Here is a 20032-nt window from a genome sequence, read left to right as displayed (position 1 = left end):
CCGCTCCACCTGCGTCTGCGCGCCTTGTCTGGGGCATTTACAGGGCAACCGTGGCGTTGCGGAATTTGTCCACGCCGCCTAGATGCCCTGCATGACCAACCCCAAAGACAGCGTCCGCCCTGAAACCCCCCAGGCCATTCGCGGCACGCAGGACATTTTCGGCGCCGAAGCCGAAAGTTTCGGCCATGTTGTCGAAACCTTCGAACGCGTGCGGCGGCTGTACCGGTTTCGCCGGGTCGAAATGCCGGTGTTTGAAAAGACCCAGGTGTTTTCGCGCAGCCTGGGTGAAACCACCGATGTGGTGTCGAAGGAAATGTATTCCTTCGACGATCGTGGCGGCGAATCGCTGACCCTGCGCCCCGAATTCACCGCCGGGATCGCGCGCGCCTTTCTGACCAATGGCTGGCAGCACCATGCGCCGCTGCGGCTGGCGACACACGGGCCGCTGTTTCGCTATGAACGCCCGCAAAAGGGCCGTTATCGCCAGTTTCACCAGCTCGATGCCGAAGTGATCGGTTCGGCCGAGCCTGAAACCGATGTCGAATTGCTGTGCCTGGCCGACCATCTGCTGCACGAACTGGGCATAGCCGACGGGGTAACGCTGCAGCTCAACACGCTGGGCGATGCCGCCAGTCGCGAGGCGTGGCGCCACGCACTGATCGGTTATTTCCGCGATCACCGCGCCGATCTCAGCGAAGATTCGCAAGACCGGCTGGAACGCAATCCCTTGCGCATTCTCGATTCGAAAGACCCGCGCGACAAACCGTTCACCGACGGGGCGCCGCGCATCGACGACTATCTGTCGGCCGAGGCGCAGGATTTCTTTGGCCGGGTGACAGGCGGACTCGATGCGGCGGGCGTGGACTGGGTGCGCGCACCCGCGCTGGTGCGCGGGCTCGACTATTATCGCCACACCGCGTTCGAATTCGTGACCGACCGGCTGGGCGCGCAGGGCACCGTGCTGGGCGGCGGGCGCTATGACGGCCTGATCGAGGCGCTGGGTGGACCACACACGCCTGCGGTGGGCTGGGCTGCCGGGATCGAACGGCTGGCCATGCTGGTCGGCGCGCGCGACGAAGCGGCAGCCGATGTGGTGATTGCGGTCGAAGACGATGCCGCGCTGACCGAGGCGCTGCGCGCGCTTGCGGCGCTGCGCCGGGCCGGGTTGTCGGGCGAAATTGTCGCCACGGGCAGCCCCCGCAAACGGTACGACAAGGCCACCAGGATTCCGGCCAAAGTGATCGCCGGGCTGTCGCTGGTCGAAGGTGCGTCGCGCTGGCGTCTGCGCGGGGACGATGCGGTGCAGGCTGCGTTGCGCGCGATCCTGCCTGAACCGGGCGCCGCATGACGATCGCGGACACGCGGCTGGAACAGATGGCCGCGCGCTTTGCCGAGCTTGAGGCGCGACTGGCCTCGGGCACGCTCGAAGGCGATGCGTTCATCGCCGCCAGCCGCGACTATGCCGAACTCGAACCGGTGGCGCGCGCGGCGATCCACGTGCGCGCGCTGCGCAGCGAACTGGCCGATCTGGTCGCGATGGACGACGCCGATGCCGAAATGCGCGTGCTTGCGGATGAGGAAGTGGCGCGCATCCGCGCCGAATTGCCCGATGCCGAACACGCGCTTGCGCTAGCCATGTTGCCGCGCGACACCGCCGATGCACGTCCTGCGATGCTGGAAATCCGCGCCGGCACCGGCGGCGACGAGGCCGCGCTGTTTGCTGCCGACCTGTACCGCATGTACGAACGCTTTGCCGCCGAACAGGGCTGGAAGGTCGAAATGATCTCGGCCAGTGTCAGCGACATCGGCGGGTTCAAGGACGTCGTGGCGCATATCGCAGGACAGGGCGTATTTGCGCGGCTGAAATATGAAAGCGGCGTGCACCGCGTGCAGCGCGTGCCGGTTACCGAAAGCGGCGGCCGCATTCATACATCGGCCGCCACCGTCGCGGTGCTGCCCGAACCCGATGAAGTCGACGTCACGATCGATGACCGGGATCTCAAGATCGATATCTATCGCGCCTCGGGCGCGGGCGGACAGCATGTCAACACCACCGATTCGGCGGTGCGCATCACCCACCTGCCGACCGGTATCGTGGTGATCTGCCAGGACGAACGCAGCCAGCACAAGAACAAGGCCAAGGCGCTGCAGGTGCTGCGCACGCGCGTCTATGACATGCGGCGCGAGGCGGCGCAGGGTGCCGAGGCCGAGGCGCGCAAGGCGATGGTGGGGTCGGGCGACCGGTCGGAACGCATCCGCACCTACAATTTTCCGCAAGGCCGCGTCACCGATCACCGTATCAATCTGACTTTGCACCGCCTGCCCGAAGTGCTGGCGGGCACCGGGCTTGGCGAACTGGTCGACGCGCTGATTGCCGAAGACCAGGCCAAGCGGCTGGCGGCGATGGGCGAATGACCGCAATGGGCGCGACGATTGCCGCGGCGCTGGTGTCCGCCACGCAGGCGCTGACGCCCGCCAGCGACACCGCGCGGCTCGATGCCGAAGTGTTGATGGCCCACGCCGTGGGGGTAACGCGCGGCGAACTGTTGCTGCGCCATATGCGCGATGTGCCCCCGCCGGGGTTTGCTGCGCTGATTGAACGGCGAATCGCGCATGAACCGGTGGCCTACATCACCGGGCATCAGGAATTCTGGGGGCTGGACCTGCTGGTCGGCCCTGCTGTGCTGATCCCGCGCGGCGATTCCGAAACGCTGATCGCGGTCGCGATCGATCGGCTGGCCAGGCGTCCGCCCGCCCGCGTCATCGACCTTGGCACCGGGTCGGGCGCGCTGTTGCTGACGGCGCTGGCACATTGGGCCGACGCCCGTGGCATCGGCATCGACCGGTCCACCGCGGCGCTCGATATCGCGCAAGCCAACGCGGCACGGCTTGGGTTGAACGCACGCGCACAGATGCTTGCGGCCGATTGGACGCAACACGGCTGGGCGGCGACGCTTGGCCGGTTTGACCTGATTCTTGCCAATCCGCCCTATGTCGAAACCGGCGCGCGGCTTGATGCCTCGGTCGTGGCGCACGAACCGCATGGCGCGTTGTTTGCCGGGGCAGACGGGCTTGACGATTACCGCGTGCTGATCCCGCAATTGGCCGATCTGCTGGCCCCCGGCGGGATCGCGCTGATCGAGATCGGCTGGACCCAGGCGGACGCCGTTGGTGCGCTGTCGCAGGCGGCCGGGCTTGCCGCGCGGGTGCATCACGACCTGGCCGGCAGGCCCCGCGCGGTCGAAATTGTTGCATGAATTGCCCAAATTCATGAAATTTGACCGAATATTTCACTTGGCAAGCTGCAACAGCCCCACTAATTAGCAGCACAGACAGCGGGGTGGATGATCGCTTCCCACCCCCGGTCTGCTCCACCATTTGCAACGCTTGGCCGGTGTTACACCGGTGCAAGGCAAGTGCTGGGTTTTACCCGCCCCGTATGTGCAACGGCGTGGGAGCGTAGGCAAAGGTTGCGCTGCATCTGGGCTGTTTCCTGAAAATTCCGGACAAGCCCTGTGAAAAGCCCGCCGAAACAAGGACGTGCCTGACTTGAACAACAATCGTGGAAACAACCGTCGGCGCGGTCGCGGGAACAACAACCGCCCGCAGAACGGTGGGCAGCAGATCAACCGTATTGACAGCCGTGCCCGGGGCAATGCCCCGCAGATGCTGGAAAAATATCGCAAGATGGCGCAAGACGCGCATCTCAACGGCGATCGGGTCCAGGCGGAATACTATCTGCAATTTGCCGATCACTATTTTCGCGTCGTGGCCGATACCCGCGTCCGCCAGGAAGAACAGCGCCTGCGCCAGAACGGCGGGGCAGCCTATGGTCAGCCCTATCCCGCCGGTGGCAGTGTCAGCGGCGACAACTGGCAGGATGCCGACGGCGAAGACGATTCGATGGAATTCGGTGTCGATCGCGATTTTCCGACCTTCGAACGTGCGCCGCAGGCCCCCCGCCGCGACGATCGTGAACCGCGGCCCGAGCGTGAGCAGCGCGATTATCGCGAACCACGCCAGGATCGCGAACCGCGCCAGGACCGTGAACCGCGGCAGGATCGCGATTCGCGCTATCGCGCGCCCGAACCCGCAGTAACCGACGCGGCGCCGCCCGAAGGGCCGCGCGTGGTCGAAGGCGAACCGATCACTTCGGCGTCCGACAATCCGTTTGTGCGCGATGCCCGCGGCCAGCGTGGCCGCAACAACGATCGCCGTGGCGGTCGTCGCGGCGAAAACGATGCGCCGCGTCCGCCGCGCAATTTCGCCGATGCACAGCCAGAAGCCGCCGAACCCGCACCGCGCTTCGATCCGGCCAGCCTGCCCCCCGCGATTGGCCCGCGCAGCGAAGTGATCGACGAGGCCCCGGTTCGTGCCGAGCGTTCGCGCACGCTGCGCGCCGCCACCGCCGCGCCGGCGCCTGCATCCGCACCATCACCGATCGAATCCGCCGAGGCGGATTCCCCCGCACCCAAAAAGCGCGGCCGCCCGCGCAAGAACCCGCTGCCTGTCGACGAAGGCTGATCGGGACCTGATCCGGGATGCGTAAACCGACCGATGCGCATCCCGGCGCGGTGCTGCGCGCCGGTGTAATCCGCTGGTTGTTGCCGCTGTTCGCAGGGGCCCTTGCCGCGTGCGGTTTTCAGCCGCTGATGCTGTGGCCGGCCACGCTGGCAGGCGTGGCGGCGCTGATCCTCATGATCGACGCTGCGCCGTGCCCGCGCCATGCCGCGCTGACCGGGTGGTTGTTCGGCGTCGGTATTTTTGCCGTCGGCAATTGCTGGATCGCCACCGCCTTTACCTATCAGGCGCAGATGCCGGCGTGGCTCGGCTGGATCGCAGTGGTCCTGCTGGGCCTGTTTCTGGCGATCTATCCGGCCCTGGCCGCCTGGGGCGCGGCATGGCTGCGCCGGCGCTTTGCCGTCGCGGTGGTGCCCGGATTGGCTGCATGGTGGATCGTGGGCGAATGGCTGCGCGGTTGGGTCTTTACCGGCTTTCCCTGGAATCCGCTGGGCGCAGTGGCGCTGGGTCCGTTTGATCGGCCCGGCCTGGCCAGCCTTGCCGCGTGGTGCGGCACGTATGGCCTGTCGGGGCTGGTCGTGCTGCTGGCCGGGGCCTGGTACGCGGCGATGCGTGCGGGGTTGCGCGGGCAACGGATCGCGGCGCTGGCCCTGGCAACGGTGCCGATCGGGCTGATGCTGCTGCCGATTGCCGGTGATCAGCGCGACAGCCGCCTTGCCTATACCCTGGTGCAGCCCGATCTGGCGCAGGATCAGATCAACGATCAGCGTCTTTTCGAAGCCCAGTTTCGTGTCCTGGCCGGACTTTCCGGCCGGATCGCGGCAGATGGGACGGGGCCGCGGATCGTGCTTTGGCCCGAGGGCGCAATACCCGACTATCTTCGCCCGGGCTATGATCAGACCTGGTACGATCAGACCACCTTTGGCGGCGATCCCGCGCTGGCGCGCGAACGCATGGGGCGGGTCATCGGCGCAAACAGCCTGCTGATGACCGGCGCCACCGATCTTGTCGTCACCAACCGGCAGGTCAGGGGCGCGTGGAACGTGATCACGCTGATCGATCCGGCGGGCACCTTGCGCGGCGGTTATGCCAAGGCGCACCTGGTGCCGTTTGGCGAATACCTGCCCTTGCGATCATGGCTGACACCGATCGGCCTGTCGCGACTGGTGTCGGGCGATCTCGATTTCGCGCCCGGGCCTGGTCCGCGCACGATCGACCTGGGCACGCCGGCGCGGGGCGGCTGGGGCCGTGCAGGGTTCCAGATCTGTTACGAGATCGTGTTTCCCGGCCATGTTGCCGACCGCGCAAATCGCCCCGATTACCTGTTCAACCCATCGAACGACGGCTGGTTCGGTGCCTGGGGCCCGCCGCAGCATCTGGCCCAGGCGCGGCTGCGGGCCATCGAGGAAGGCCTGCCCGTGCTGCGTTCGACCACCACCGGGATCAGTGCAGTGATCGATCCGGGCGGCGGCGTGCGCCAGGCGATCGCCCACGGCGTGGCGGCGCGGGTCGACGGATTTGTGCCACAGGCGCGCGCGCCGACGGTGTTTGCACGGCTTGGTAACATTCTCTCGCTTGGCTGGGCCGTAGTTGTTCTTGTGTGCGGGCTGGTTGCCACACGGCGCAAGTCGCGCTAAGGGGCGTCATATAAAGAATCCTTTATATGGTGTGGCAATGCGCAGCGACTACCTGTTCACTTCCGAAAGCGTGTCCGAGGGCCATCCCGACAAAGTCGCCGACCAGATCAGCGACGCGATTGTCGATCTGTTCCTGACCAAGGATCCCGAGGCGCGGATCGCCTGCGAAACGCTGACCACGACGCAGCTGGTCGTGCTGGCGGGTGAAATCCGCGGCAAGGGCATCTACGAAGACGGCCAGTGGGCGCCCGGTGTGCCCGAGGAAATCGAACAGGTGGTGCGCGCCACGGTGCGGCGCATCGGTTACGAACAGGCCGGTTTTCATTGGCAGAACCTTCGCTTTGAAAACAACCTGCACGGGCAGTCGCTGAATATCGCCCAGGGTGTCGATGCGGGCGACAACAAGGACGAAGGCGCGGGCGACCAGGGCATCATGTTCGGCTTTGCCTGCGATGAAACCCCCGACCTGATGCCGGCCACGCTGGATTACAGCCACAAGATCCTGCAGCAACTGGCCGATGATCGCCATTCGGGCGCGGCTCCGTTCCTTGAGCCCGATGCCAAAAGCCAGGTCACGCTGCGCTTTGCCGGTGGCGAACCGGTAGAGGCAACCGCGATCGTGGTATCGACCCAGCACAAGGCCGGTTGGGACGAAGGCGAAAACGACGCGCAGCTCAAGGCCTGGGTCAAGGGCGCGATTGCCAAAGTGATCCCGGCGCACCTGCTGACCGCCAACACGGTCTATCATATCAACCCGACCGGCAGCTTTGTCGTGGGTGGACCCGATGGCGATGCCGGGCTGACCGGGCGCAAGATCATTGTGGATACCTACGGCGGAGCCAGCCCGCACGGCGGCGGCGCCTTTTCGGGCAAGGACCCGACCAAAGTCGACCGGTCGGCCGCCTATGTCACCCGCTATCTGGCGAAGAACGTGGTCGCTTCCGGCCTGGCGCGGCGCTGCACGATCCAGGTGGCCTATGCCATCGGCGTGTCCGAACCCTTGTCGCTTTATATCGACACCCACGGCACCGGGGTGATTGCCGATGGCGATCTGGAAACCGTGGTCACGACCGTCGCGCGCGACCGGCTGGGCGGGCTGACCCCGCGCGGCATCCGCACCGCGCTGTCGCTGAACAAGCCGATCTATTCGCCCACCGCCGCCTATGGCCATTTCGGTCGCAAGGCCCAGGGCGATCTGTTCCCGTGGGAACGCACCGACCTGGCCGACGCGCTGAACGCCGCCGCCGGGGTGTAAATCGTTTTCGCAGACAGCCCGGATCAGCGTGTCTTGTCAGGCCCCATATAGCCGAACAGGAACCCCGCCACTTTGCGCATCTGGATCTCTTCGGATCCTTCGGTGATGCGATACCGGCGGTGGTGGCGATAGATGTGTTCAAACGGCTTGTGCCGCGAATAGCCGATGCCGCCATGCACCTGCATCGCGCGATCGGCCGCTTCACAGCACAGCCGATTGGCCCAGTAATTGCACATCGACACTTTGTCCGACAGTTCGCGCTCGATCGCCTTGTGATCCAGGCGGTCCATCTCCCACGCCGTCTTGCGGATCAGCAGGCGCAGCATTTCGGCCTGCGTCGCCAGTTCCACCAGCGGAAACTGGATCGCCTGGTTGCGCGCCAGTTCCTGGCCGAACGGTTTCCGTTCGCGGGCATAGCGCACCGATTCGGCGATGCAGTAGCTGGCTGCGCCCAGCGACGAGGCGGCCTGGCGAATACGGTTCTGGTGTACAAAGCTTTGCGCGATTGCCAGGCCACCGCCCACCGGGCCAAGGATCGCGCTATCGGGCACCCACACATTGGTGAAGGACACCCGCGGATGGTCGGTGGGCATGTTGAACGTCCACAGATATTCCTCGATCACCAGACCTGGCGTGGGGTTGGGCACCAGAAAACAGGTGATCCCGCGCGCATCGCCATCGTTGCCACCGGTGCGGGCAAACGTCGCGCAATGCGTCGCCACGTGCATGCCCGTGGTCCACATCTTTTCGCCATCGATACGCCAGCCCGGCACCCCGTCGCGCACTTCGGGCACCGCGCGGGTTTCCATATGCGTCGCGTCAGACCCGTGACCCGGCTCGGTCAGGCCGAACGCGGCACGGCGGGTGCGTTCGAACCCGCCGACAATGAATTCCTGCTGCTGTTCGGGCGTGCCGAAATGTTCGAACATCGCAACGAACGGAAAATTGCCGACAATCGAATGTTCGTTCTGCAGATCGTTGTGCAGGCCCAGGCCTTGCGCGGCAAAATGTTCGCGGATTACCGCCATCCACAGATTGGACCCGTCTTTGCCGCCATACTTTTTCGGCGCGGAAAAACGCCAGTGCCCGGCGCGGTCGGACCGCCGGGTGGCCTGCGCCAGCAGATCTTCCCATTCGTGGCGCGGCAACCCACCATTGTCGAAGTCGGTGCGCGCCCATTCGCGGCGGTGATCGAAAAAGCGGATGTTGTCATCCGCAGCCTCCAACGGCCTGATCTCTGCCGCGATGAAGGTGTCGAGTTCGGCCAGATAGGCAACAAGATCTGCGGGCAGGTCAAAATCCATCAGCGTGTCTCCCATAGCGCGCGGGCCCGGGCCAACGCGGGATATTTCGGCATGTCAGAGGCCAGCGTGGTCAGCGCACGGCGTTTGAGATCGGCCAGCAGGCCAGGTGTAGCAAGGCCCGCAGTGCCATCGAGAATCGCCTGCGCCATGACGCGATCGCACGGTGCCGCACGACCGGCCAGTTCGCGCCGGACAATGCCCAGCGCGTTTTGCGCCACGGCCAGTTCCCAACGTTCGCGCCCGTCGAGGCGCGGCTTGACCGTTGCGGCCAGCCATTCGGAAATTGCGGTCAGGATTTCGCCGGCATCGGGTTCGCCCGCCGGCTGTGGCGATGCGGCCGGTGCAGGGGGCAGGACGCGCGCGCGTTCGGCCTCTGGCGCGTCGTCTTCTAGCAACAGCAGCAGGTCAAGCTCCTGCTCGGCGGCGCGGCGGGCCACCACCACGCGTTCCAGCGAACGGTCCGCCCCCGACCGCCAGGCTTTGCCCATGTCGAGACAGCCCAGCGCCCACCACACCGTGCGATAGATCAGCCAGAACCGGAATCGTGCCGGGTCAAACCGTTCCCCCCCGGCGCGGCGGTAGGCGTGCACCAGATCGGCCAGATCCGTCAGGCCCAGGCCCTGTTTGTCCAGCCGCCCGAATCGCCAGACTGTCATGCAGCCATAGGCCAGATCCTCGTGCCCATCGCCCAGGTGCGCCAGTTCCCAGTCGAGCACACCGGTCAGGTGTCCCTGATCGACCATCACATTGCCGATGCGCAGATCGCCATGGACCACACACAGCGGCACCTTTGGCGGACAGTTGACGCGAAGCCATGCCAGCCCCAGCGCGATGATCGGGCGATCGCCGCCTGCGGCCGCAAACTGTTCGCAAAGCCTGGCAATGCCGGTTGCAGCATCGAGCACGGGCAGATGATCGGCCTGCGCCGCATCAAGCGCATGGATTTTTGCCATTGCCGCAGCGATTTCAGCCGCCAGCGCCGGGGGTGACGCCAGCACCGCCTCGGGATCGGCGGTGCCCTCAAGACACGCCATCACGAACCCGATGCCCAGCGCATCGTCGGGGCACAGTTCCACCACCACGTCGGGCGCCGGCACCCCGCCGGCCCTGGCCAGGCGAATCAGGCGCGCCTCGTCAACCATGGTCAGGCTGCGTCCGGCCAGCCATTGCGCCGACGGCGCGCGGCGCAGCACAAAGCGGCGGCCGGCGCACGCGAACAGCCACGATTCCATGTTGGCGCCGCCGCTCAGCCGGCGCAGATCGTCGATCCCGCCGGCATGGCCCGCACGCGCCATGGCCTTGGCCAGCCCGTGTGCGAGGGTGGCGGCATCGTCGGTCATGCATCCTCCATCGGCCCGATTGACCGGGCTCGGGAAACTATCCTTAATCGATCAATTAAAGTCCAGCGCCGAATGCGCGTCAAGCCAGTCCGCCCGTCGCCCGCGTCCGGATGATTACCGCAGGGGTTTGCGCGCGAATCACAATCGGTTAGACACGCGGTCAAAATCGGGGCGATCCGCGTTGCCGCCGCTCGCGCGCTGCCGATCAGGGTCTTACATGCCGCGCCGCACGCCACGAACTTTTGTCCCCGCACTTGCCGCCGTCGCGGCCTTTTGCGCGCTGTTGGTTACCACGTCCAGCGTGCACAGCCGCGCCCCGGTCACCATTCAGGATCAGCGCGATCTGGCGATTCAGCAGAATATCGAATCGATCGTTGCGCGCGCGCGGGGCCGAGTCGGGGTGGCCGCGGCCGATCTTGACGGCGGGGGCGAAGTGCTGATCCACGGTGACATGCCGTTTCCGATGGCCAGCACGGTCAAGATCGCGGTGGCCGGCACTTTTCTGACGGGTGTCGAACAGGGCCGCTACCGGCTGGACCAGTCGCTGCCGATGATGATGCCCGTGGCGGAACGCGGCGCACGATCGGCGCAGGCGCCGGTGCGCCCGGGCCCGGTGATGTCGGCGCAGCAGCTGATGGAACTGATGATCACGCGCAGCGACAATCATGCCACCGATGGTCTGATCTCCGCAGTCGGCGGGGTCAGCGCGGTCAACGCCTGGCTTGCCCGCACCGGAATCGTCGGGCAGCACGTCGACAGCACGATCGCCACTTTGGTGCGCGACGACGGCCGGGTAAACCCGGCAACGACAATCGATACACGCAATGCCAGCACGCCGCGGGCGATGCTGTCGCTGCTGGCGGCGATTGATCGGGGCACCGCGCTTAGCCCGCAATCGCGCGCTGTCCTGCTTGATACGATGACGCGCACCAGTACCGGCAAGAACCGGATGCGTGCGGGCCTGCCCGATGGCACCGTGTTTGCGCACAAGACGGGCACTTTGCAGGGGGTCACCGATGATGTCGGCATCATTCGCCTGCCCGACGGGCGGCATCTGGCGCTGGTCATTTTCGTGGCGGGGCCCGAAGGGCACACATCGCACGCGATGCTGATCGCGCAGATCACCCGGGCGCTGTATGATGGTTATACGCCGTTCACGCCGCACTACGAGGCGCAGCAAAGCCGTCGCTGACTGCGCGCGCACCGGTTTCGCAAAAACAAGGCGCCTTCGGGCGCCTTTTTCATGCGCAGCCGTCTGTCAGGGTGCGCAAACAAGAAAAAGGGAGCCCGGCGCAATGCGCCAGACTCCCTTCCCTATATTTTCGTCGAGCCGAAGCTCGGACGCAATCTGTCCCGAAAGGACGAAGATTACATCTTGGTCGCGTCAGCAGCAGGCGTGCTGGCTTCAGCTGCGTCCGAAGCGCCGGCCGAACCGGTGTCGGTGGCTTCAACAGCAGCTTCGGTCGATGCCGGCTTCTCGCCGGTGCAGCCTGCGAGAGCAAAAGAAGTGCCGATCACAGCGGCGAGGATGAGCTTGCGCATGCGTTACAATCCCTGGATTGAAGTGAACCGCGCCGGGCAAGCAGCCCGCCGCAAAGCCTATTCTGGCGATAGACTTCGCGCCCCAATTAATCGGCAATTCATCGCGTTGCAAGCTTTCAACGCACCTTCGCCCCCACCCTTGTCATATACCTAGGGAAGCCAAGGGTTTTTTCCCCTTTAACGGCCCTGCGCCAAGCCGGTTTCCATGCACGCCAGACCGTTTTTTGGTGTGCAGTGCGGCAAATCGTGCCGGAAAATGCCCTCTGGCGAATTTTGCGTCAGGCTCTAACACGCAAACTATGCAGCCAATCGCCAAGCCCCGTAGCCACCTCTATCTCATCGATGGTTCGGCCTATATTTTTCGCGCCTATCATCGCCTGCCGCCGCTGACAAATCCGGCAGGGACACCGGTCGGGGCCGTCTATGGCTATACGACGATGCTGTGGAAACTGGCCGAGGATCTCCATGCGGCCGATGGTCCGACGCACATGGCGGTGGTGCTCGACAAAGGGTCGATCACGTTTCGCAACGACATGTACCCGCTGTACAAGGCCAATCGCCCCCCTGCGCCCGAAGATCTGGTGCCGCAGTTTCCGTTGATCCGCGATGCCACGCGCGCCTTCAGCCTGCCCTGCATCGAAGAGGCGGGCCTTGAAGCCGATGATCTGATCGCGTCTTACGCGCGCGCCGCCGCGGCGCGCGGCTGGGACGTGACGATCGTGTCGTCGGACAAGGATCTGATGCAACTGGTGGGCGAAGGCGCCGATGGTGCGCGCATCGACATGCTCGACACGATGAAGAACCTGCGCATCTTTATCCCCGAAGTGATCGAAAAATTCGGGGTAGAGCCTGAACGGGTGGGCGATGTGCTGGCGCTGATGGGCGATGCGGTCGACAATGTGCCGGGGATTCGCGGCGTGGGGCCAAAGACCGCGACCAAGCTGATCCAGGAAAACGGCGATCTGGAAACCGCGCTGGCCAATGCCGGCACGATGAAACCGGGCAAATTGCGCGAAAGCCTGATTGCAGAGGCCGGGATGGCGCGCCTGTCGCGCCGCCTGGTGGCGCTGAAAGAGGATTGCGCGCTGCCGGTTCCGCTCGACGATTGTGCGCTGGGGCCGATCCCGCCCGATCCGCTGGCGGCGTTTCTGGGCCAGCACGGGTTTACCAGCCTGCTGAAAAAGCTGGGCATGCGCACGCCTGCGCCTTTGCCGGGCGAATCGCCTGTGACGTCTGCAACGGCCCCTGCCGGCGATCGCCAGGCAGGCCCCGAATGGCCGGCGATCGACACCGCGGGCTATGCCTGCGTGCAGGATGTCGATGCGCTGCAGGGCTGGATCGCGCGCGCCTTTGCGGCCGGCGTGGTCGCGGTGGATACCGAAACCAGCGCGCTGGACGCGGTGGGGGCAGATCTGGTCGGGATCAGCCTGTGCACCGGGCCGGGCGCGGCGTGCTATATCCCGCTGGGCCATCGCGGCACCGACATGTTCGCACAAGTGCCGCGCCAGATCGACCGCGCCACCGCCTGCGCGCTGTTGAAGCCGCTGCTGGAAAGCGATGCGGTGCTGAAGGTGGGGCAGAACATCAAATACGACATGGTCGTGCTGGCGCGCCACGGCATTGCCGTGGCGCCGATCGATGACACCATGGTGATCAGTTTCTGCCTCGATGCAGGGCAGGGCGATGTGGCGCCGTGGGGCCATGGCATGGATGAACTGTCGCAGCGTAATCTGGGGCACACCACGATCAGCTTCAAGGACGTAACCGGCACCGGCCGGAAGGCGATCGGCTTTGGCGAAGTGCCGCTGAGCGATGCCACGCGCTATGCCGCCGAAGACGCCGAGGTGACCTGGCGGTTGCATCAGCTGTTAAGCCCGCGTCTGGCCGACGAAGGCGGATCGCGCATCTACCAGCGGGTCGATCGCCCGCTGGTGCCCGTGGTTGCCCGGATGGAGGCGACCGGGATCAAGGTCGACCGCGACCAGTTGGCCCGCCTGTCGGGCGAATTTGCCGCACGCATCGCCGATCTGGAAACGGTTATTCATGAAAAGGCCGGCGGACCGTTCACCATCGGCAGCCCCAAGCAGCTGGGCGACGTGCTGTTCGACAGGCTGGGCTACAAGGGCGGGAAAAAAGGCAAGAGCGGACAATATTCAACCGATCAGTCGGTGCTGGAAGGCCTGGCCGAACAGGGCGCCGAAGTCGCCACCCTGGTGCTCGAATGGCGCCAGCTGTCCAAGCTGAAATCGACCTATACCGACGCGCTGCAGGCCGCGATCAAGCCGTCTACTGGCCGCGTCCACACCAGCTATTCGCTGGTCGGTGCGCAGACCGGGCGATTGAGTTCAAACGATCCCAACCTGCAGAACATTCCGGTGCGCACCGAGATCGGCCGCCAGATCCGCGCCGCGTTCGTGGCCGCGCCCGGCCATGTGCTGCTGTCGGCGGATTACAGCCAGATCGAATTGCGGCTGGCGGCGCACATGGCCGACGTGCCCGCGCTGCGCGAGGCGTTTGCGCAAGGCCAGGACATCCACGCGCGCACCGCGCTCGAACTGTTTGGCGAGGTCAACCGCGACACGCGCGGCCGTGCCAAGACGATCAATTTCGCGATCCTGTATGGTATCAGCCGCTGGGGCCTGGCGGCGCGGCTGGGCACCAGCGCCGACGAAGCGCAGGCGATGATCGACCGCTATTTCGAAAGCTTTCCGGGTATTCAGCGCTATATCCACGAAACGCTGGAACAGGTGCGCGAACGCGGCCATTCGACCACGTTGTTCGGGCGCAAGACCTGGTTTCCCCGGATCAATGCCAAGAACCAGAACGAACGCACCGGCAGCGAACGCGCCGCGATCAACGCGCCGATCCAGGGCACGTGCGCCGATATCATCAAGCGCGCGATGGCGCGGATGATGCCCGCGCTTGACCAGGCGGGGCTGGGCCATGTGCGCATGCTGCTGCAAGTGCACGACGAACTGGTGTTCGAGCTGCCGGAAGGCGACGTTGCCGCGGCCAGCGCGGTGATCGAACACGTGATGGTCAGCGCCGCCGAACCCAGCGTGAAGCTGACCGTGCCGTTGGGCGTCGAGATTGGCCATGGCGCGTCATGGGGTGCGGCGCACTGAATCATTTGCCCAGATACATGAATCCCACCGCGCCGATCAGGCAGGCAAAGGCGGCGAAATGCCGCCATTGCAGCGGTTCGCCCAGCACCACGACCATGAACACGCCAAAGATGACCAGCGCGATCACCTCCTGCGTCACTTTCAACTGACCCGCGCTCCACCCGGCGGCAAAGCCCGCGCGGTTTGCCGGCACCGCCAGGCAATATTCGAAAAATGCCAGCCCCCAGCTGATCGCAATGACCATCGGCAGCGATCGCGCTTCGGCCACGGCGACGCCGCCGCGCAAGTGCCAGTACCACGCGGTGGTCATGAAGGTGTTCGATGCGATCAGCAGGAGGATGGTCTGCACAAGGGGGCCCTTCCGCGCGGGTTTCGCGGGCTGACATGGGATCCGGTCAACCCGGTGGCAAGCGTTGCGCGCACCCCGCTTTACCGCGTGGGGACGGGCACTTCGCCGCTGTAATCGTAAAACCCGCGACCGGTCTTGCGCCCCAACCAGCCGGCCTCGACATATTTCATCAGCAGCGGCGCGGGGCGGTACTTGCTGTCGCCGGTGGTGTTCAGCAGCACGCGCATGATTTCGAGGATCGTGTCCAGCCCGATGAAATCCGACAGTTCGAGCGGGCCCATCGGGTGGTTCAACCCCAGCTTCACGCCTTTGTCGATGTCCGCCACATTGGCGGTGCCGCTGCCCAGCACAAAGCACGCCTCGTTCAGCATCGGCACCAGGATGCGGTTGACGATAAAGCCGGGCTCGTCCTGCGACAGCACCACGTCCTTGCCCAGCCGGTCGGCGGCAAAGCTGCGCACCGTGTCGATGGTGGCAGACGATGTCGCCAGGCCGGGAATGATCTCGACCAGCTTCATCAGCGGCACCGGGTTGAAGAAGTGAACCCCCACAAAGCGCGCCGCGTCGGTCGTGCCGGCGGCCATGCGGGTGATCGGGATCGAACTGGTGTTCGATGCCAGGATGGCCTGCGCGCCCAGCACTTTGCCCACGGCATCGAAAATGCGCGCCTTGATGTCTTCGCGTTCGGTCGCCGCCTCGATGATCAGGTCGGCCTCGGCCATTGGCGCATAGTCGGCCACCGGGTGGATCAGCGCGATGGCCGTATCGGCGGCCGCAACGGTGATCTTGTCTTTTTCGACGAGACGGGCCAGGCCCTTGGCGATCCTGGCTGCGGCCTTTTCCGCCAGCGCCAGATCGACATCGCACAGAAGCACCCGGATCCCGGCCTGCGCGGTGACCTGGGCAATGCCCGAACCCATTTGCCCTGCACCGATCACGCCAACTGTCTTCATCGCCTGTTCCTTTGCTTGTGCCGGGGGCCTTTGCCACATGCACGACGCAACGTCATCGATGGAGTTTGCCGATCAGGTGCGCGAGGCGCCCGGTACCCACAGGGGATCGTTTCCTGCGTTGATCGCACGCGCCAGCACGAACAGATAGTCGGACAACCGGTTGACATAGGCCAGCGCCGCCGGGTTCACCGGCTCTGCCCCTGCCACCGCGGTTATGGCGCGTTCGGCGCGACGTGCGATGGCGCGGGCCAGATGCACCCGCGCGGCGGCTTCGCTGCCACCGGGCAGGATAAAACTGGTCAGCGGGGGCAACGCGGCGTTGTGGCGGTCGATCGCGGCTTCAAGCCAGTCGACCTGGCGGGGCACGATGCGCAGCACCATGTCGGTCGGCGCGAAATCGGGGGTGTCGAATGCGCCCAGCGGGGTGGCCAGATCGGCGCCGAGATCGAACAGATCGTTCTGGATGCGCACCAGTTCGCCGTGCACGTCATATGCCACCGCCATCGTCGCCAGGCCCAGCGCGCTGTTCAGTTCATCGACTTCGCCGATCGCGATCATGCGCGCATCATGCTTGGCGCGGCGCGAGCCATCGACCAGCCCGGTGGTGCCGTCATCGCCGGTGCGGGTGTAGATCTTGTTGAGCTTGACCACGTCGGTGCTTACTTGTGCCCGCCACCGACAGCCAGCAGGATGGCGACCACAACGATCGCCAGACCCTGGTACTTGACGCGGTTGAACATCATCCGGTTCTGCAGGTCCTGCATTTCGCGCAGCGCCGCATCGCCGCCTTCAAGCCCGGCGCGTGTCGTGTTCAGGAATGCGTAAATGCCCCGCGCCAGCGACCACACGACGAGGCCCATCAGCACGAGCAGAACGGGGATCAGGACAAATATCATGACGGAGGGTTTACGTACTCCGACAGCGAAAGGCCAGTGTCAAAGAGGGCCGCGCGCAATTCGGCGGCAACCGCCCGGCCGTCCTCTCCGGCAAGCCGGCGCCGGGCAATCGCGTCGGCCCCGCGTCGCTTGGCCAGTTTGCGGCCGTCCGCCTCGATCAGCACCGGGTGATGGTGCCACACCGGCTCGGGCAGACCCAGCAAGACCTGCAACACGCGGTGGACATGGCTTGCGGCAAACAGGTCGGCGCCGCGCGTAACCACGCTGACCCCGTCGGCGGCGTCATCGACGGTGGCGGCCAGGTGATAGCTGGCCGGCGCATCCTTGCGCCACAGCACGACATCGCCAAACAGATCGGGCCGCACCTGTTGCAAGCCGCGCCGTTCATCCCGCCAGGTCAGATCGCCGGTCAGCGCGATGGCCTGTTCCATGTCGAGCCGCCACACCACATCGGGCCCGGGCGGCACCGGGTTGCGCAAACAGGTCGACGGATAGGCCGGGCCATCGGGCCCCATGCGCAGGGCATTGCGGGCAATATCGGTGCGGGTGCACCGGCAGGGATAGACCAGGCCGTTGATCACCAGCGATTCGAGCGCTTCGCGATAATGCGCGATGCGGGTCGATTGCGCGGGCACCTCGCGCCAGGTCAGGCCCAGCCAGGCCAGATCGGCACGGAATTCATCCGCCCATTCGGGGCGGCTGCGCGCTCCATCGATATCCTCGATCCGCAGCAGGAATTCGCCGCCGCAGGATTGCGCGCGATCATGCGCCACGATCGCCGCATAGGCATGGCCCAGGTGCAGCGGTCCGTTGGGGCTGGGGGCAAAGCGGGTGACAGTCACGCCGCCATATTGGCCAGGCCGCGCCAAAAAGCAAAACGGCCGGCCAAAGGGGCTAAATCGCCCCCATGACCAGCCGCCGTGCGGAAAGATCGGTTGCCGAACCGTGGTTCGCGAACATCATGGCCGCCCGGGGTTAACCGGTCCTTGCGGCCAGACGCTTACGCGAGCGTGGCGGTGAACATCAGGCCGCTGATACCAGCAGCCAGGATGATCGGCAGCACGATGGATGTGATGCTGCGCATGGAGTCCTCCAAAGGTTGAGGCACTTCCAGGCTCTTCTCCCAGTTCGGTGCGCCGGCAGGGTGTAAATGCGCGGAGCAAACTGAACGCCGCCGCCAATACGCCAAATAGCGTATAGGGCAAATGCGCATCGCGCGCCGCAAGTTGCAAATAATGCAATTGGTGGACAATGTGCGCAGGCTGGACAGGCCACGCGCGCATCTCTATCCGCCAGCCATGAGCACACAGCCCAGCGAATCCATCCTCATCGTCGATTTCGGCAGCCAGGTAACCCAGCTGATCGCGCGCCGCGTGCGCGAAGCCGGGGTCTATTCCGAAATTGCGCCCTACACCCAGGCCGAAGCGGCGTTTGCCCGGATGAAGCCTTCGGGGATCATCCTGTCGGGATCGCCCGCCAGCGTACCCGAAGACGGCAGCCCGCGGGCACCGCAGGTGCTGTTCGACAGCGGATTGCCCATTCTGGGCATCTGTTACGGCCAGCAGGTGATGAGCGAGCAGCTGGGCGGCCAGGTCGATCCGGGCGATTCGGGCGAATTTGGCCGTGCGTTCCTGACCGTGACCGAGCCGTGCGTGCTGTTCGACGGTCTGTGGCAAGTGGGCGAACGCCACCAGGTGTGGATGAGCCATGGCGACAAAGTCACGCGCTTTGCCCCGGGTTTCCGGCTCGTGGCGGTGTCCGACGGCGCACCGTTTGCGGTGATTGCCGACGATGAACGCAAATATTACGGCACGCAGTTCCATCCCGAAGTGGTGCACACCGCCGATGGCGGCCGGCTGATCGCCAATTTCGTGCGGCATGTCTGCGGCTGCCGCGGCGACTGGACGATGGCCGAATTCCGCAAGACCAAGATTGCCGAGATCCGTGCGCAAGTCGGATCGTCGCGGGTGATCTGCGGCTTGTCGGGCGGGGTCGATTCGGCAGTGGCCGCGGTGCTGATCCACGAAGCGATCGGCGATCAGCTGACCTGCGTGTTTGTCGATCACGGGCTGATGCGGCTGGGTGAGGCCGAACAGGTGGTTGGCCTGTTCCGCAACCATTACAACATTCCGCTGGTGCATCACGATGCGTCGACCCTGTTTCTGGGTGGCCTGGCCGGGATCACCGACCCCGAGGCCAAGCGCAAGTTCATCGGCAAGACCTTTATCGACGTGTTCGAGCAGGAGGCGCGCCAGGTCGGCGGGGCCGATTTCCTGGCGCAGGGCACGCTCTATCCCGATGTGATCGAAAGCGTGTCTTTCACCGGCGGCCCGTCGGTGACGATCAAAAGCCACCACAATGTCGGCGGATTGCCCGCACGCATGAACATGCAGCTGGTCGAACCCTTGCGCGAACTGTTCAAGGACGAAGTGCGCGCGCTGGGCCGCGAACTGGGCCTGCCCGACATTTTCGTCGGCCGGCATCCGTTCCCGGGCCCGGGCCTTGCCATCCGCATCCCCGGCGAAGTGACCCGCGAACGCTGCGATATCCTGCGCAAGGCCGATGCGGTCTATCTTGATGAAATCCGCAAGGCGGGGCTGTACGATGCGATCTGGCAGGCGTTTGCGGTGCTGCTGCCGGTGCGCACGGTCGGCGTGATGGGTGATTTCCGCACGTACGATTCGGTCTGCGCGCTGCGCGCCGTCACGTCCACCGATGGCATGACCGCCGACATCTATCCGTTTGACGCCGCGTTCCTGGCGCGCGTGGCCACGCGCATCGTCAACGAGGTCAAGGGCATCAACCGGGTGGTCTACGACTACACATCAAAGCCGCCGGGCACGATCGAGTGGGAGTAGAATACGTTTCTAAATAACTGTTTTTATTAAGTTATTTAGTTACACAAAACTTCCGTGACGTTCAAAAAACCGTTGATTTCCAGTCTCAGTGCGTTTCTATCTGCACAAGGACCTGCACATTCGTGTCACTACTCTCAATCGTAGGCGACGTTGATGTTTGGGTTCGCATAGCTGGGGGTGGCTAATGTCACATCGCGTCAAGGCAAACGACGGCAGAATCTGGCTGTTTGATAAGGTTCTTATCGAGCAGCG

18 protein-coding genes are annotated in these 20032 nt (G+C 65.0%); 10 read left to right on the top strand and 8 right to left on the bottom strand.

Annotation, left to right across the window (positions count from 1 at the left end):
- The first annotated feature begins 91 nt into the window (after positions 1 to 91).
- The 6 genes from hisS to metK all read left to right on the top strand — a co-directional run bounded on the left by hisS (position 92) and on the right by metK (position 7413).
- Positions 92 to 1348: a histidine--tRNA ligase gene (gene hisS / locus G404_RS0112420; protein ID WP_028641373.1), complete on the top strand. Its 1257-nt coding sequence runs from the start codon at positions 92 to 94 to the stop codon at positions 1346 to 1348.
- Positions 1345 to 2415 carry a peptide chain release factor 1 gene (gene prfA / locus G404_RS0112415; protein WP_028641372.1) on the top strand — a complete coding sequence of 357 codons (1071 nt, stop codon included), beginning with the start codon at positions 1345 to 1347 and terminating at the stop codon, positions 2413 to 2415. Before hisS ends, prfA begins: the two co-directional genes overlap by 4 nt.
- Positions 2412 to 3257 carry a peptide chain release factor N(5)-glutamine methyltransferase gene (gene prmC / locus G404_RS0112410; protein ID WP_028641371.1) on the top strand — a complete coding sequence of 282 codons (846 nt, stop codon included), beginning with the start codon at positions 2412 to 2414 and terminating at the stop codon, positions 3255 to 3257. Before prfA ends, prmC begins: the two co-directional genes overlap by 4 nt.
- Positions 3258 to 3549: 292 nt before the next feature.
- The gene (locus G404_RS0112405) at positions 3550 to 4524 is read left to right on the top strand and encodes a DUF4167 domain-containing protein (protein WP_028641370.1); all 975 of its coding nucleotides are present in this window, start codon (positions 3550 to 3552) and stop codon (positions 4522 to 4524) included.
- A 17-nt stretch (positions 4525 to 4541) separates the two neighbouring features.
- Positions 4542 to 6158 (top strand): apolipoprotein N-acyltransferase, encoded by a 1617-nt coding sequence (lnt, locus tag G404_RS0112400; RefSeq protein ID WP_245584514.1) that lies wholly within the window; start codon positions 4542 to 4544, stop codon positions 6156 to 6158.
- Positions 6159 to 6195: 37 nt separating this feature from the next.
- Entirely contained in the window at positions 6196 to 7413 is a 1218-nt protein-coding gene (gene metK, locus G404_RS0112395; RefSeq protein ID WP_028641368.1) for a methionine adenosyltransferase, read from the top strand.
- A 23-nt stretch (positions 7414 to 7436) separates the two neighbouring features.
- Here metK and G404_RS0112390 read toward each other — a convergent pair whose 3' ends face one another.
- Positions 7437 to 8717, bottom strand: coding sequence for an acyl-CoA dehydrogenase family protein (locus G404_RS0112390; RefSeq protein ID WP_028641367.1), 1281 nt, complete (start codon positions 8715 to 8717; stop codon positions 7437 to 7439).
- Positions 8717 to 10057, bottom strand: coding sequence for a phosphotransferase (locus G404_RS0112385; RefSeq protein WP_028641366.1), 1341 nt, complete (start codon positions 10055 to 10057; stop codon positions 8717 to 8719). Before G404_RS0112385 ends, G404_RS0112390 begins: the two co-directional genes overlap by 1 nt.
- Positions 10058 to 10340: 283 nt before the next feature.
- Here G404_RS0112385 and G404_RS0112380 point away from each other — a divergent pair, with 283 nt between their 5' ends.
- The 3 genes from G404_RS0112380 (at position 10341) to polA (ending at position 14724) form a co-directional block, all read left to right on the top strand.
- Positions 10341 to 11249 (top strand): serine hydrolase, encoded by a 909-nt coding sequence (locus tag G404_RS0112380; RefSeq protein WP_245584513.1) that lies wholly within the window; start codon positions 10341 to 10343, stop codon positions 11247 to 11249.
- A gap of 51 nt (positions 11250 to 11300) precedes the next feature.
- Positions 11301 to 11753: a hypothetical protein gene (locus G404_RS20650; protein WP_169719706.1), complete on the top strand. Its 453-nt coding sequence runs from the start codon at positions 11301 to 11303 to the stop codon at positions 11751 to 11753.
- Between the two features lie 145 nt (positions 11754 to 11898).
- On the top strand, positions 11899 to 14724 hold the full coding sequence (gene polA / locus G404_RS0112370) for a DNA polymerase I (protein WP_028641364.1): 2826 nt from the start codon (positions 11899 to 11901) through the stop codon (positions 14722 to 14724).
- Position 14725: 1 nt separating this feature from the next.
- On the opposite strand, the gene G404_RS0112365 is transcribed toward polA, so the two are convergent.
- From G404_RS0112365 to G404_RS20380, 6 genes are all read right to left on the bottom strand, one after another.
- Complete coding sequence (locus G404_RS0112365) at positions 14726 to 15073, bottom strand: DMT family protein (protein WP_028641363.1); 348 nt, start codon at positions 15071 to 15073, stop codon at positions 14726 to 14728.
- Positions 15074 to 15153: 80 nt separating this feature from the next.
- Entirely contained in the window at positions 15154 to 16026 is an 873-nt protein-coding gene (locus tag G404_RS0112360; RefSeq protein WP_028641362.1) for a 3-hydroxybutyryl-CoA dehydrogenase, read from the bottom strand.
- A gap of 72 nt (positions 16027 to 16098) precedes the next feature.
- A complete protein-coding gene (locus G404_RS0112355) occupies positions 16099 to 16677 on the bottom strand; it encodes a cob(I)yrinic acid a,c-diamide adenosyltransferase (protein ID WP_028641361.1) in 579 nt (192 codons plus the stop codon).
- A gap of 8 nt (positions 16678 to 16685) precedes the next feature.
- Positions 16686 to 16922, bottom strand: a complete 237-nt coding sequence (locus tag G404_RS0112350) for an HIG1 domain-containing protein (protein WP_028641360.1) — start codon at positions 16920 to 16922, stop codon at positions 16686 to 16688.
- Positions 16919 to 17764, bottom strand: coding sequence for a tRNA glutamyl-Q(34) synthetase GluQRS (gene gluQRS / locus G404_RS0112345; RefSeq protein ID WP_028641359.1), 846 nt, complete (start codon positions 17762 to 17764; stop codon positions 16919 to 16921). The genes G404_RS0112350 and gluQRS overlap by 4 nt, the downstream gene beginning before the upstream one ends.
- Positions 17765 to 17922: 158 nt before the next feature.
- Complete coding sequence (locus G404_RS20380) at positions 17923 to 18111, bottom strand: hypothetical protein (protein ID WP_156906294.1); 189 nt, start codon at positions 18109 to 18111, stop codon at positions 17923 to 17925.
- Positions 18112 to 18220: 109 nt separating this feature from the next.
- On the opposite strand from G404_RS20380, the gene guaA reads away from it, so the two are divergent.
- Positions 18221 to 19780, top strand: coding sequence for a glutamine-hydrolyzing GMP synthase (gene guaA / locus G404_RS0112335; RefSeq protein ID WP_028641358.1), 1560 nt, complete (start codon positions 18221 to 18223; stop codon positions 19778 to 19780).
- The last annotated feature ends 252 nt before the right edge of the window (positions 19781 to 20032 follow it).

The sequence above is a fragment of the Novosphingobium acidiphilum DSM 19966 genome, from assembly GCF_000429005.1.
Lineage (GTDB): Bacteria > Pseudomonadota > Alphaproteobacteria > Sphingomonadales > Sphingomonadaceae > Novosphingobium > Novosphingobium acidiphilum.
The sequence above is the reverse complement of the archived record's forward strand: the minus strand, read 5'-3'. Positions and strand labels throughout refer to the sequence as shown.